Source organism: Saccharicrinis aurantiacus, from assembly GCF_001660705.2.
In the GTDB taxonomy this organism is placed as follows: domain Bacteria; phylum Bacteroidota; class Bacteroidia; order Bacteroidales; family Marinilabiliaceae; genus Saccharicrinis; species Saccharicrinis aurantiacus.
Genome location: NZ_LYBV02000034.1, coordinates 25,097 through 39,449, shown reverse-complemented (window position 1 = coordinate 39,449; position 14,353 = coordinate 25,097). Strand labels below are relative to the sequence as shown.

Annotated in this window: 11 protein-coding genes; 10 read left to right on the top strand and 1 reads right to left on the bottom strand. The window is 35.5% G+C overall.

All coding sequences use genetic code 11. The annotated features are described in order from the left end of the window. Window position 1: 1 nt before the first annotated feature. The 8 genes from rpsM (at window position 2) to A8B35_RS16760 (ending at window position 9,551) form a co-directional block, all read left to right on the top strand. Window positions 2-379 (top strand): 30S ribosomal protein S13, encoded by a 378-nt coding sequence (rpsM, locus tag A8B35_RS16795; protein ID WP_068474260.1) that lies wholly within the window; start codon window positions 2-4, stop codon window positions 377-379. 7 nt (window positions 380-386) lie between these two features. Next, window positions 387-776, top strand: coding sequence for a 30S ribosomal protein S11 (gene rpsK / locus A8B35_RS16790; RefSeq protein ID WP_068474258.1), 390 nt, complete (start codon window positions 387-389; stop codon window positions 774-776). A 141-nt stretch (window positions 777-917) separates the two neighbouring features. Then, entirely contained in the window at window positions 918-1,523 is a 606-nt protein-coding gene (rpsD, locus tag A8B35_RS16785) for a 30S ribosomal protein S4 (RefSeq protein ID WP_068474256.1), read from the top strand. A 9-nt stretch (window positions 1,524-1,532) separates the two neighbouring features. Next, window positions 1,533-2,525, top strand: coding sequence for a DNA-directed RNA polymerase subunit alpha (locus A8B35_RS16780; RefSeq protein WP_068474254.1), 993 nt, complete (start codon window positions 1,533-1,535; stop codon window positions 2,523-2,525). A gap of 5 nt (window positions 2,526-2,530) precedes the next feature. Continuing rightward, on the top strand, window positions 2,531-3,043 hold the full coding sequence (gene rplQ, locus A8B35_RS16775; protein WP_068474251.1) for a 50S ribosomal protein L17: 513 nt from the start codon (window positions 2,531-2,533) through the stop codon (window positions 3,041-3,043). A 119-nt stretch (window positions 3,044-3,162) separates the two neighbouring features. Continuing rightward, window positions 3,163-4,464 carry a phosphopyruvate hydratase gene (gene eno, locus A8B35_RS16770; protein WP_068474248.1) on the top strand — a complete coding sequence of 434 codons (1,302 nt, stop codon included), beginning with the start codon at window positions 3,163-3,165 and terminating at the stop codon, window positions 4,462-4,464. A gap of 144 nt (window positions 4,465-4,608) precedes the next feature. Continuing rightward, window positions 4,609-5,916, top strand: coding sequence for a citrate (Si)-synthase (locus A8B35_RS16765; protein WP_068474246.1), 1,308 nt, complete (start codon window positions 4,609-4,611; stop codon window positions 5,914-5,916). A gap of 374 nt (window positions 5,917-6,290) precedes the next feature. Further along, window positions 6,291-9,551 (top strand): ligand-binding sensor domain-containing protein, encoded by a 3,261-nt coding sequence (locus A8B35_RS16760; RefSeq protein ID WP_068474242.1) that lies wholly within the window; start codon window positions 6,291-6,293, stop codon window positions 9,549-9,551. Between the two features lie 3 nt (window positions 9,552-9,554). Here A8B35_RS16760 and hrpB read toward each other — a convergent pair whose 3' ends face one another. Further along, window positions 9,555-12,023, bottom strand: coding sequence for an ATP-dependent helicase HrpB (gene hrpB / locus A8B35_RS16755; protein ID WP_068474239.1), 2,469 nt, complete (start codon window positions 12,021-12,023; stop codon window positions 9,555-9,557). Window positions 12,024-12,395: 372 nt separating this feature from the next. Between hrpB and kdsA the strand changes: the two genes are divergently transcribed. Both kdsA and A8B35_RS16745 read left to right on the top strand, forming a co-directional pair. After that, window positions 12,396-13,220 carry a 3-deoxy-8-phosphooctulonate synthase gene (gene kdsA, locus A8B35_RS16750; RefSeq protein WP_068474235.1) on the top strand — a complete coding sequence of 275 codons (825 nt, stop codon included), beginning with the start codon at window positions 12,396-12,398 and terminating at the stop codon, window positions 13,218-13,220. 36 nt (window positions 13,221-13,256) lie between these two features. Next, window positions 13,257-14,279 (top strand): transaldolase family protein, encoded by a 1,023-nt coding sequence (locus A8B35_RS16745; RefSeq protein WP_068474231.1) that lies wholly within the window; start codon window positions 13,257-13,259, stop codon window positions 14,277-14,279. The last annotated feature ends 74 nt before the right edge of the window (window positions 14,280-14,353 follow it).

Here is a 14,353-nt window from a genome sequence, read left to right as displayed (position 1 = left end):
TATGGCTAGAATTGCTGGGGTTGATATACCTACTGACAAAAGAGGAGAGGTATCATTAACATATATTTTTGGTATTGGGCGTTCAAGTGCTCAAAAGATCCTTGGCGCTGCTGAGGTTGCAGCTGACTTAAAGGTTAGTGAGTGGACTGACGAACAAACTGCAAAAGTTCGTGAAATTATTTCTGAAGAATATAAGATCGAAGGTGAACTTAGATCAGAAGTACAACTTAACATTAAGCGTTTGATGGATATCGGTTGTTACCGTGGAATTCGTCATCGTATTGGTTTACCCCTACGTGGTCAATCTACAAAGAATAACGCACGTACTCGTAAAGGGAAGAAGAAAACTGTTGCTAATAAGAAAAAGGCAACTAAATAATTGAGATATGGCAAAGAAGACAGCTAGTCAGAAAAAAAGAGTCGTTAAAGTTGAGGCTCAAGGAGAAGCACATATTCACTCATCTTTCAATAATATTATTATCTCATTAACTAACAAAACTGGTCAAGTTATTTCTTGGTCAAGTGCTGGTAAAATGGGTTTTAGAGGTTCTAAAAAGAACACTCCTTATGCTGCTCAAACAGCTGCTGCCGATTGTGCAAAAGTTGCTCATGATGCAGGTTTAAGAAAAGTGAAAGTATATGTGAAAGGACCAGGTAATGGTCGTGAATCTGCAATTCGTTCATTACATTCAAATGGTATTGAAGTAAGTGAAATTGTTGATATCACACCACAACCACATAATGGTTGTCGTCCTCCAAAAAGACGTAGAGTATAATTATTAACTAGTTATTAACCATAAATTGAGTTCTTGGATTTTGAGTTGTGAATGATTATATATAGAACCTCCTCTCTATAATAACGCGGCCTTCATATTCATAATTCGAAAACAGAAATTTAATAACAAAAATTTAGAAGAATGGCTAGATTTATTGGACCAAAAACAAAAGTTGCCCGTAAATTCGGTGAGGCAATATATGGTTCGGATAAGTATTTCGAAAGAAAAAACTATCCTCCTGGACAGCACGGTAATAACCGTCGTAGAAAGACTAGTGAATACGGTCTCCAGTTAAAAGAAAAGCAAAAAGCTAAATACACTTATGGTGTATTAGAAAAGCAATTTAGTAATTTGTTTAAAAAAGCATCACGTGCTAAAGGTATTACTGGTGAAGTTTTACTAGAATTGTTAGAGTCACGTTTAGATAACGTAGTTTACCGTTTAGGTATTGCTCCAACAAGAGCTGCAGCACGTCAATTGGTGTCTCATAAGCATATAACTGTTGATGGAAAAGTTGTAAACATTCCATCATATTCTGTAAAAGCTGATCAAGTAATCGCAGTTAGAGAGAAATCAAAATCTCTTGAAGTAATTGCTGATTCTGTTGCAGCTTCGTCTGTTCATGACTTCTCATGGTTAGAGTTTGACCAAAATGCATTAGTTGGTAAATTCTTAAATACACCAACTAGAGAAGATATTCCAGAAAACATTAAAGAACAATTGATCGTTGAATTGTATTCTAAATAATTAATTCTTATGGCCATATTAGCATTCCAGAAACCTGATAAAGTAATCATGCTTGAAGCGGACAATCAATTCGGTCGCTTCGAATTTCGTCCGCTAGAACCAGGATATGGTATTACCGTTGGAAACGCCTTAAGAAGAATATTGTTATCCTCATTAGAAGGTTTCGCAATTACATCTGTTAAGATCGAAGGAGTTGATCATGAATTTTCAACAATTCCTGGAGTAATTAACGATGCTGCCGACATTATTCTTAACCTTAAGCAAGTTAGATTTAAACAAATTGTAGAAGATGTTGATAGTGAAAAAGTAACTATTAGTATCTCGGGGAAGGATGAGTTAAAAGCAGGTGAGTTAAATAACTTCATGACTGGATTTGAAGTATTAAATCCAGAGCTTGTAATCTGCAAGATGAATACTGACGTTGACTTCAAAATGGAAATCACTATCAATAAAGGTAGAGGATATGTACCATCAGAAGAAAATCGTTTAGTAGATTCAGAACTAGGTGTTATTGCGATAGACTCTATATACACTCCAGTCCGTAATGTAAAATATGCGATTGAAAACTATCGTGTTGAGCAAAAGACTGATTACGAAAAATTAGTTATTGAAATAGAAACAGACGGTTCTATCCATCCAAAAGATGCATTAAAAGAAGCTGCTAAAATTCTTATTTACCACTTTATGTTATTCTCAGATGAGCGTATAACGCTTGATTCTGACGAGAAATTTGGTAACGAAGAGTTTGATGAAGAAGTTCTTCATATGCGTCAACTATTAAAAACGAAGTTAGTAGACATGGACCTTTCGGTACGTGCACTTAACTGTTTAAAGGCTGCTGATGTTGAAACATTAGGAGAGCTTGTACAGTTCCAACGTAACGATCTATTAAAGTTCCGTAACTTCGGTAAGAAATCTCTTACAGAGCTTGATGACCTTTTACAGGTTATGAATTTAAGCTTCGGTATGGATATTACTAAGTACAAATTAGACAAGGAATAATTGCGATGAGACATAGAAAAAAGTTCAATCATTTAGGTAGAAAGAGCGCTCACCGTAAAGCAATGTTAGCAAACATGGCGTCTTCTCTTATCATGCATAAGAGAATTAAAACTACTGTTGCTAAAGCAAAAGCTTTACGTATGTACGTTGAGCCACTTATCACTAAATCTAAAGAAGATACTACAGCACAACGTAGACTCGTTTTTAGTCACCTAGGTGATAAATATGCCGTTTCTGAGCTATTTAGAGAAGTAGCAGGAAAAGTTGGTGAGAGACCAGGTGGTTACACCAGAATCTTAAAATTAGGAAATCGTTTAGGTGATAATGCCGAAATGTGTATTATTGAGTTAGTTGACTACAATGAGAACATGTTAGAAGGTAAATCAGGCGGTGCTGAGAAGAAAACACGTCGTAGACGTAGTAAAAAAGCAGCTACTGTTACAACTGACGCTCCTGTAGTTGAAGATACAAAAGAAGAAACAACAGAAACTTCTGCTGATGAAACTACAAAAGAATAGTAATATATCCTGTGGATTATTAAATTCTTAATATTATATAAAAGGATAATTGCGTATTGCGCAATTGTCCTTTTTTTTTGAAATTTGAAACTCAATTTTTTTTAAATATTTTCATTATTATGGGACAAATTGCAAATGTTCATGCTCGTGAGATTCTTGATTCTCGCGGAAACCCTACTGTTGAAGTAGAGGTAACTTTAGATTGTGGTATTGTTGGTCGTGCTGCTGTGCCTTCTGGTGCATCAACTGGTGAGCACGAAGCTCTTGAATTAAGAGATGGTGACAAAGGTCGCTACTTAGGTAAAGGTGTTCAAAAAGCTGTTGCTAACGTAATTGACGTTATTGCACCTGCTTTAATCGGCGAAGATGTAACTGACCAAGTTGGTATTGATAACAAAATGCTTGACTTAGATGGTACTTCAACTAAAAGCAAATTAGGAGCTAACGCAATCTTAGGTGTTTCTTTAGCAACAGCTAAAGCTGCAGCAGAGTACTGCGAAATGCCATTATATCGTTATATTGGTGGTACAAATGCTTGTACGCTTCCTGTACCTATGATGAACATCATTAATGGTGGATCTCACTCTGATGCTACTATCGCATTCCAAGAGTTTATGATTCGTCCAATTGGTGCTGCTAGCTTCAAAGAAGGTTTACGTATGGGGGCTGAGGTATTCCATGCACTTGCTAAAGTTCTTAAAGGAAAAGGTTTATCTACTGCTGTAGGTGATGAAGGTGGTTTCGCTCCTATGTTAGGAGGTACAGAAGAGGCTATTGACTGTATCTTAACTGCTATTGATAACGCTGGTTATAAAGCAGGTCGTGCAGAAGACGGTGGTGATATCTCTATTGCTATGGATTGTGCTTCTTCAGAGTTCTTTAAAGATGGATTCTATGATTATAGTATTTTCGAGCCAAATGGTGTTAAGCGTAACTCAGAAGAGCAAGCTGCATATTTAGCTGAATTAGTTGCTAAATTCCCTATTGATTCTATCGAAGATGGAATGGATGAGAATGACTGGGACGGATGGGTTGCATTAAACAACAAAATTGGCGATAAATGCCAAATCGTTGGTGATGACTTATTTGTAACAAACGTTGATTACCTTAAAAAAGGTATCGAATTAGGAGCAGCTAACTCAATTCTTATTAAAGTAAACCAAATCGGTTCTTTAACAGAAACTTTAAATGCAATTGAAATGGCTCATAGAGCTGGTTATACTTCAGTAACTTCTCACCGTTCAGGTGAAACTGAGGATTCAACTATTGCAGATATTGCTGTTGCAACCAACTCAGGACAAATCAAAACAGGTTCTTTAAGTCGTTCTGATAGAATGGCTAAGTATAACCAATTGCTTCGTATTGAAGAAGAATTAGGTTCAAAAGCTGTTTACGGTTATAAAGCTATCAAAAAAGCATAATTAGTACATTAAACTAATTTGGAGGCCACTCAATAGAGTGGCCTTTTTTTGTTGCTTTTTTTCAGAACAAAAGTCATGTTTTTGCGTTTAATGTGGTGATAAAGGTTATATAAATACCCAGATAATAGCACCAAAAAAAATTCTATGGATTATTTGAAGAAAAAGTTATTAGATATTGCAACTCCTGAGGTTGAAAGCGTACGTAAATTAGTGAAGGAACATGGTGATACAGTGATTCAAGAGATTACTATGGGCCAAGTTTTAACTGGAATGAAAGGTATTGTAGGTCTACTTACTTGTACTTCAAAGCTTGATCCGGAAGAAGGAATTAGATTTAGAGGGTATTCTATAAATGAACTAAAAGAGAAACTTCCGCGTATGCATGATGATGGAGAACCTTTACCTGAAGGGATTTTCTATTTGATGTTAACTGGAGAGCTCCCTACAAATGAAGATGTAAAATATGTAAGTAATCAGTGGGCTCAAAGGGCTCAATCAATACCATCTCATGTTTTCAATGTTATTGAAGCTCTACCAATAGACGCCCACCCGATGATTCAGTTTAATAACGCAATTTTAGCGATGTCGACAGAATCACAGTTTAGAAAGGCGCATTTAACCGGCATGGATAAAAAGGATTATTGGGATCCAATGTATGAAGGAGTAATGGATTTGATTGCGCGCTTGCCTGTTATTGCTGCTTATATATATAGAAGAGTATTCCATAATGGTAATCATATTGCTGCAGATCCTAGTCTTGATTGGGCAGGTAATCTTGCACATATGATGGGTCATAGTAGCGAGGAGGCCAAAAGGTTGATGCGCTTATATATGGTCATACATTCTGATCATGAGGGTGGGAATGTTTCAGCTCATGCAACTCACCTAGTAGGTTCAGCACTTTCAAATCCTTACTATAGTTTCGCTGCTGGAATGAATGGTCTGGCTGGTCCATTGCATGGAATGGCAAATCAAGATGTGATGCATTGGCTGAATAAGTTAAAAAGAGAAATAGGAACTGATGATCCTTCAGAAGAGCAAATTAAAAAGTATGCTGAAGAAACTATTGCTAAAGGACAAGTAATACCAGGTTATGGCCATGCTGTTTTACGTAAAACAGATCCAAGGTTTCAGGTTCAACTCGACTTTGCCAATAAGTATATACCTGATACACCATATATAAAACTTGCGAATAAAATTTATAATGTAGTTCCTGAAGTATTAAAGTCAACAGGAAAAGTTCAGAATCCTTGGCCTAATGTCGATGCCATATCAGGTTCTCTACTAACAAGTTTTGGTATTGATGAATATCGTATTTATACTGTTCTATTTGGGGTATCTCGTTCGCTGGGAGTATTGACCCAGTTAATATGGGATAGATTGTATGGTTTGCCAATTGAGAGACCAAAATCGCAAAACCTACAATGGTTTGAAGATCAAGTAAAGAATTAATAATATAGAGGTCACCAAAATAATGGTGACCTCTTTTTATTTTGCTACGTTTCGATAGCTGCAATTCGAATTAACCTATTCTTATTTATATAGTGTATTTACGATTTATCTTATTATTCTATTTTTAACGTTTAGTTTAACAAAATACATTATATTTGTGCAACTTTTTTTAAGTCTTACTCTTAAAAGTTGAACTTTTAGTTTCTTATTTTAATAATACTTCACTTGTTTAGTTTTCTTTATTTGTGATTGTATTTGATAAACAAATGATTATTTTAGTCGACATGTATTATCGAATCCACTCCATTTTTTTTCTTATAAAGAAGTACCTTTTATTATCCTTATTCATCCTCCTCACGAGCAAATTAGTAGGAGTGAATGTTGAGAAACCAGATTGTACTTTTTTTACAATTAAGGATGGGTTATCGGGTAATAGTATTACTGATATTTGCCAAGATTCGAGGGGCTATATTTGGGTAGGTACAAACGATGGTTTAAATAGGTATAATGGTCGTCAGTTTACTAAGTTTCGTAATAATAAAAATATCAAACGGTCTATATCAGGTAACTTCATAAGATGTATTTCCGAAGACTTGAATGGTAATATATGGGTTGGAACACTAAATAACGGCCTTAACATGTGGAACCGTAAGAAAGGTTCTTTTCAGAGGTTTAACTCATATGTAAACTTTGATAAATATATACCCGAAAATAATATTTATGGCTTATGTAATCAATCAGATTCCATCATATGGTTTAAAACAGATAATTATTTGGTCTCATTAAATACTACAACAAAGAATATTGAATCCTATGATATACCTTCGAATAATCTGTTTAGCTCTAGTAAGTTAAAATCATCACTACATTTTCATAATAACAGTAACATCTGGATAGGCTCTCCGGGTGGACTTCTTAGGTTTGATCTAACTAGCGAAAGTTTCTTAAATGAAAGAATTCCTATCGTAGACAACGAAGATTTTGACTTTAGTACCGCTACATTCTTCAAAGAATTAAAAGATAAAAGTTTTATTATCGCCACTGGTAATGGTTTGCATCATTTGAAATTTGCCGACAATGGAGAATCTTATAGCTATAAGATTAAGACACCAGAAGGACCAAAAAGTATTGTTAATGCAATAATCCAAAGGTCTAATGATGATGTGTGGGTTGGAACAAATTCGGGTCTTTATTTGCTTGACTATGATCATGATAAGTATTCGTATTCTTATAATTCAAATCCATATGTGACAAATGAAATATGCAGTGGATTAGAAGTTACCTCTGTTATTGAAGATAATTCGGGCTTGTTATGGGTAGGAACAACAAGAAATGGCTTAATAAAAGTTGATTTTAAACAAAGAAAATTCAAAAGTCTATGTGAGAAAAGTGATGGTTTAAAGAAGCTTAGTAATTATGATATTAAAAGTATTTATAGTGACAGGGATGGTTTGTTGTGGTTAGGTACAGGAGGCAAGGGTATTACTACAATTAATTTGTTGAGTGGTGAATTTAATAACATAGCTGTTGATAAAGCACTTAATGAGGTAAATAAAGATGTTGTGCTTGCCATATACGAGGATTCATTAGGTAATATTTGGTTAGGGACTGAAGTTGGGGTCTTTATTTATTCCAGAAAAAGCAATTCCATTATCGACTTTTTAAGTACAAATGATAAGAAATTATTATCTCTTTTAAAGGATAATCAAGTGAATGATATCCTTGAGGATTCTAATGGAGCGATTTGGTTTGCTACTCAATTTGGCTTATATAAGTATGAAAATGAGCATATATATAATTATTTTTCAGATAGAATTGGTCAGTCTAACCTGTGTAGTGATGAAATTATAGATCTTTATGAAGATGACAATAAAATCCTCTGGCTTGGAACCAGTCAAGGCATTAATTATATAGATATTAATAATACTGATGATATGAGCCGCTTTAATCGTATCGTACCGAGTAATATTAATGCGAATGAATTAGATAATACCTATGTGCTATCGATTATCGAAGACAAATATGACAATATATGGTTTGGTACAAGTTCAGGATTACTTAAATACAATAAATCAGATAGTACAGTAGTTAGTTTCTTTGAGCAAGATGGTTTGTCTAATGATTTTATCAAGGCCATGGAGTTTGACAAAAACGATAACCTTTGGCTTACTACAAATAAAGGTATTTCAAGGCTTGATGCTAAGGGAAAGATCTTGAATTTTGATACTTCAGAAGGTTTACCGGGATATATATTTAATAAGGGTGCAATTGTTACTGGAGAAGATGGGACTATTTACTTTGGGGGAATGAATGGACTTTGTTACGTTCAGCCTGATTCATTAAGGTTTAATAAACACGAACCAATAGTTAGAGTAGGATCTGTTAATGTTTATCATAAAGGTAGGCGAGTTGAAAAATATCATAATATTGATGAAGAGATTTCAATAAAATATAGGAGGGGATCAATATTGTCTATACAACTTGCAGCTCTTGAGTTTACGAATCCTACAAAGAATAAATTTCAAGTTTTTCTCGAGGGTTTTGATGAAGATTGGCGACCAATAACAGATAAAAGAGAAATTAATATTTCTAATATCCCGCCAGGGAAATACAGACTTTTAGTTCGTGGTTCAAACAATGATTTAGTCTGGAGTAAAGAGCCTACTGAATTATCTATTACGGTGATATCGCCAATTTGGTTAACAAGTTATGCCTATGCTTTTTACTTAATCGCATTCGTATTCTTAATTCAAATTGTAATTAATTATAGGTTACGAAAATATAAAAGGGCGTATAAAGCTCTAGAAAATAGAACGGTAGGTAAGGAGAATGTAGAGGCTCAGAAAGAGGTGTTATCTCAAATGAATCAACACCTAACAGATAGTATTCATTATGCAAAGCGTATTCAAGAATCTATTCTCCCTTCACGTAAAGAGTTTCTTTCTTCGTTAAAAGATTCGTTTGTCTATTATAGACCAAAAGATGTGGTTAGTGGTGACTTTTATTGGCTGCATAATGAAAATGATTTAATTTATGTTGCTTCTGTTGATTGTACAGGACATGGTGTTCCTGGGGCTTTCTTATCAATTATAGCCAATAATATGCTCCGAAATATTGTAAATGTTTATCCAGATAGTACACCTGATCAAATACTGAATATTCTTAATAAAGAAGTTAACAATACCTTTAAAAAGCATAGTCAATCTGATGATATGCAAGTAAATGATGGTATGGATATCGCACTATGTGTTATTAACAAAAGTAAAAAACAGATTACCTTTGCAGGAGCGATTAGTCCGTTGTACTTGGTTAGAGAGGATGAAATTATTACCTATAAGGGAGATCGAATACCAATTGGTCACCCTGAAGAAATTGGCATTGCATATACTTGTCATCAAATTGACTTAAAGGAAAAGGATGTTATTTATTTGTTTTCTGATGGATATGCAGATCAGTTTGGGGGCGAAGAAGGTAAGAAATTTAAATACCGTCGATTTAGGCATTTGTTATTAACGATATATGGGCTTCCTTTTGATGATCAAAAGGCTATTTTACACAAACAGTTTGAAGATTGGATGGGTGATGTTGAGCAAGTAGATGATATTTTGGTTATGGGCATTCGTCCACTTGCCTAAGTTTTATTTTCTCACAGGCTTTGCCTCTAAAGGATTATCAGGCCAATGATGCTTTGGGTAGCGCGACTTCAATTCCTTTTTTACTTCAAAATAAGCATTGCTCCAAAAGCTTGCCAAATCACCAGTTATCTGCACGGGTTTATATCCTGGCGATAACAAATGCATCAACATACTTATACTACCATTATTAACCATTGGCGTTTGTTGTAAGCCAAATACCTCTTGCAAGCGAACAGCTAAAATAGGCGCTTCACCTTTACTTCCATATTTTATTCTTATGTTCGATCCAGTCGGTACTTTAATGGTTTCAGGAGCTAACTTATCAAGCTTTTGTTGTAAATTGTAATCGAGGTTATGTTGTAATACCTCTTTTAAATTTATCTTTTTTAAATCCTCTGGCTTTTTAATATTCTCTAAATACGGAGCCAACCATTTATGCGTGGTTTTTACTAAGTGCTCAGTACTCACATCTGGCCAGATTTTATCCTTGTTCCAAATACGCAAACTCATCACTCTGTTTTGCCATTGCTGAATTTCGGGTGTGAAGTTTAATAAATGTTCGCCTTCTTTAGATATGGCCTTTGCAATGGCATCTACCTTTTGTGATCTATCGTAGTCCTGTAAAGGTTTACTTTGCAAAATAATCTGACCAATACAAGTATTACGCACTGCCTTAAAACCACCTCGTTTGGTATCCCATTCTACCAAATCTTTTTCTTTAACCATACTAGCTAAATCCTTAGGATTTAAAGCCGATGCTAAAAATATCTTCCCCATGTTATCGCGCATATTTACATGCGCAACTGCTAACCATGGTTCATGTGCCAATTCATCTTTGTGTCCGGCAGCAGCAATGGCTCCATTGGCCATTTTAAACTGAGCATTGTTGCCAGGTTTGGCAAAAGCAATACGCTCTGGGTAGGCGTGTACCAACAATAAGCCAGTCTCAAATTCATCAGGTGCAGAATTATCAGCCTCTAGTTTTAGCATCTTCCGATATTGCTGTGCTACTTTTTCTATGCGTTGCAATTTGCGATTACTCAAAGTGCCTTTTCTATTTTTACGTAAGGCTTCAATGCGCAAATTGATATCAATACCTGTTCCGCGCTCTAACGGATCGCGCTCTTCAAGTAAAGCTGCAATGTCGGTAGCTAATTTAGAAAGTCCTTCATCTTCGGCCATTAAAAGCATATGCGCTATGCGCGGGTGGCAAGGTAATTTGTTAATTTCTTTTCCGTGAGCTGTTATCGCTCCATCCTCAACAGCCTCGAGCTGATGTAGTAATTCGCTTGCCTGCTTAACTGCTGTGGCAGGAGGAGGTGTTAACCAAACTAATTCTTCAATATTATCAACACCCCATACGGCCATTTCTAAAACCAACGAGGTTAAATCGGCTTGCTGAATTTCAGGGATACGATGTGCTCTTAAGCGGAGATCCGTTGCTTTGCTCCACATGCGATAACACTTCCCTGGGCCCAAACGTCCGGCTCTTCCAGCTCTTTGGTCAGCGGCATCTTTGGTGATTTCAACAGTTACCAATCGCGATAAACCAGTGGCTGTATCAAATTGCAAGGTTCGTCCAAAGCCACAATCTACAACAACTTTAACACCTTCTATAGTTAAACTAGTTTCTGCGATTGAAGTGGCCAGCACAACTTTGCGTCTGCCTTGCCTATCGGGCATAATTGCAGCAAACTGCTTTCCCGGGTTTAGCATCCCAAAAAGGGGATGAATTTGTATGTCTCTGCTTAAAGTGTTGCGCAGAATGCCTTCGCACTTTCTTATTTCTCCTTCGCCAGGAAGAAAAACCAATATATCTCCTTCGTCATTTTTTATGGCATCAACCACAACTTGTGCCACCGATTCAGGCAATAAGGTAATGTCTGTATCACCAATATTCTTTATCTCAACCGGATATTGGCGACCTTGACTTATAACAACCTTAGAATCTAGTTTTTCGGCCAACATGGGCACATCCAAAGTAGCCGACATAATTAAGATGCGCAGATCTTCACGCAATACCTGCTGACATTCTCTAGTTAAAGCCAATGCTACATCAGCAAATAAACTGCGTTCATGAAACTCATCAAAAATAACCATGCCCACTTCCTCAAGGGCATTATCGCTTTGTAACATTCGAGTTAATATCCCTTCGGTTACAACTTCTATTTTTGTGTTTTTGCTTACTCTATTTTCAAATCTAATTCTGTAACCTATGCTTTCTCCAACAGATTCTCCTAACAAATCGGCCATCCGCATAGCAATTGTTTTAGCGGCCAATCTTCGTGGTTCAAGCATGATAATTTTCTTATCACCCAACCAATCTTCGTGCATTAAAGCCAAGGGAAGTAATGTGCTTTTGCCCCCTCCAGGAGGTGCGTTAACAATAAGTACATTTTTATTTTGCAGATTATCTTTTACCTCATCAACAATTTCAACAACGGGTAAATCAACAGAAGAAACATCAAACATTTAGAATTTTTTTTATAAAGCGCAAAGGTAGTAATCTTAATTTTGTTTCTGTGATAATAGTCTATGGTGCGAGTCGCTAAAAAATATTAAAAAATAAATACGTATTAATATTAATATGATTGTCTAGTAATGAGAAAATAAAAAGCAATTACCAAATCGGTATGTTTTAGGCTAATAATTTTTACTTTTGCCCCGCTTCGATAGTGAGTAGTACAAATTGTTCACTATAGTACTGCGCAATAATAAATGATTATGGGTAAAGGTCAATGTTTTAACTAAACATTTTAGTACTTTTGCAGATTAATGGGTGCGTTTTAATTCGAATAAAACAAACCTAGTGAAATGGAGTTTTAAAAAATCTCATTTATAAAAATGAAAAATATTAAAATTGGCCAACAAAGCTTTGGCAAAGATCAGTTGTTTTTAATCTCAGGCCCATGTGTGGTTGAGGATGAATCAATCATGATGAAAACAGCTGAGAAGTTAAAAGAAATGGCAGAAAGATTAAATCTTCCTTTCATTTTTAAATCATCATATATTAAAGATAACCGTAGTTCAGTTGAGTTTTACCATGGTCCTGGTTTGCAGGAAGGTTTAAAAACTTTGGATAAAATCAAAAACGAATTTGATGTACCGGTTATTTCCGATGTTCACCAAGCTACAGAAATTAAAGCTGCTGCTGATGTATTAGATGTTATTCAGATACCAGCTTATTTATGTATGCAAACTTCATTGGTATCGGAGGCTGCAAAAACACAAAAGCCAATTAACATTAAGCATGGCCAGTTTTTAGCTCCTGAAAACATGATAAAACCAGTTCAGAAGGTAGAAAGTTTTGGTAATAACCAAATTATGCTTACTGAGCGTGGATATACTTTTGGATACAATGATTTAATTGTTGACCCAAGAAGTTTTTATGAATTAAATCAAACAGGTTATCCTGTTATTTTTGATATTACACATTGTATCCGTAGATATGGTATTCCTAGTTCTGATCCGAATGGTGGAACACGTCAATATCTAGGGCCAATTGCACGTGCAGGTGTAGCTGCTGGTATCGATGGTATTTTCATTGAGGCACACCCTGAGCCTGCAAAAGCTTTATGCGATGCAGCAAGTCAATATCCTTTAGATCAGCTTGAGGAGTTTATGAAGCCATTAATTGAGCTTCATAATATTGAAAAACAATACAGATAATCTAAATAAGAAACATCATATTATACAAATATAGTTATGGAATTATATCTTGATTCGGCCGATATTAACGAAATCGAAGAAGCTTTTAAATTAGGTTTTATCGATGGTTTAACAACAACACCAACATTCATGCACCGTCATGGTATCACTGATATCGATGCTGCCATTGTAAAATTATCAAAAATGGTTCCTGTGCTTATGATTGAAGCATTAGGAGACACTGCTGAAGAAGTTGTTGCAGAAGCAAAACGTTTATTGGCTTTAGGTTTAGATAAAAAGAAAACCGTATTTAAAATCCCAGCATCTTTAGAAGCGGTTAAAGCATGTAAAATGCTTCGCGACGAGGATATGTTGGTAAACATCCACTTGGTATATAACTTGCAACAAGCTTATATGGCTATGGCTGCAGGAGCAACTTACGTTTGTGTACTAGTGGGTCGTATGCAAGATCAAGGTTATGATGCTTTATCATTAGTTGACAAATGTGTAGGTTTAGTTGAGCAGTACGGATATGACTCAAAAATCATGTTCTCTTCAGTTCGTTACCCTGAGCACATCAACAATGCTTTGGAATTAGGTGTTCAAAACATCACTATTCCATGGAAGATCATGAAAAACTTAAACAACAATAGTTTTACTGATTTAGGAACACAACAATTTGTGAACCATACGCGTCAGATGACTATGAAAGTTGGAGAGGCTGTTAGCCAAAAGAATCCTACCGTTACTTTAGATTGCAAAGTAACTGATGCTACTGTTGAAATGTCGAAGTTTGGAACAGGAGCTGTTTCGGTTGTAGATGCTCAAGGCAATTTAGCGGGTATTTTCACTGATGGTGATTTACGTAGAGGCATGACTGAGCAAGGCGAAAAAGTACTTTCAATGAAAATGTCTGACTTTGAAATGAAAGCACCTTTAGTTGTTGATATTGAAGATAAGCTTAATGTAGCTGTTGATTTATTTAAAGCTAAAGAAGTTGATAACTTAATTGCTGTATCTGCAAACAAACCAGTAGGTATGTTAGATATTCAAGACCTTGTTAAATTAGAGGTATTGTAATTATTAGCTCTTATTCTCGTTTACATTGATAAACGGAACCTTATACCAGCAACCATTGAGTAATCAATGGTTGT

Bases quoted from the DNA above. Each gene is read 5' to 3' on its own strand.
- A8B35_RS16780 (WP_068474254.1), top strand. From the start codon at position 1,533: ATGGCCATATTAGCATTCCAGAAACCTGATAAAGTAATCATGCTTGAA.
- rpsK (WP_068474258.1), top strand. From the start codon at position 387: ATGGCAAAGAAGACAGCTAGTCAGAAAAAAAGAGTCGTTAAAGTTGAG.
- A8B35_RS16745 (WP_068474231.1), top strand. From the start codon at position 13,257: ATGGAATTATATCTTGATTCGGCCGATATTAACGAAATCGAAGAAGCT.
- kdsA (WP_068474235.1), top strand. From the start codon at position 12,396: ATGAAAAATATTAAAATTGGCCAACAAAGCTTTGGCAAAGATCAGTTG.
- rplQ (WP_068474251.1), top strand. From the start codon at position 2,531: ATGAGACATAGAAAAAAGTTCAATCATTTAGGTAGAAAGAGCGCTCAC.
- eno (WP_068474248.1), top strand. From the start codon at position 3,163: ATGGGACAAATTGCAAATGTTCATGCTCGTGAGATTCTTGATTCTCGC.
- rpsM (WP_068474260.1), top strand. From the start codon at position 2: ATGGCTAGAATTGCTGGGGTTGATATACCTACTGACAAAAGAGGAGAG.
- rpsD (WP_068474256.1), top strand. From the start codon at position 918: ATGGCTAGATTTATTGGACCAAAAACAAAAGTTGCCCGTAAATTCGGT.
- A8B35_RS16765 (WP_068474246.1), top strand. From the start codon at position 4,609: ATGGATTATTTGAAGAAAAAGTTATTAGATATTGCAACTCCTGAGGTT.
- hrpB (WP_068474239.1), bottom strand. From the start codon at position 12,023: ATGTTTGATGTTTCTTCTGTTGATTTACCCGTTGTTGAAATTGTTGAT.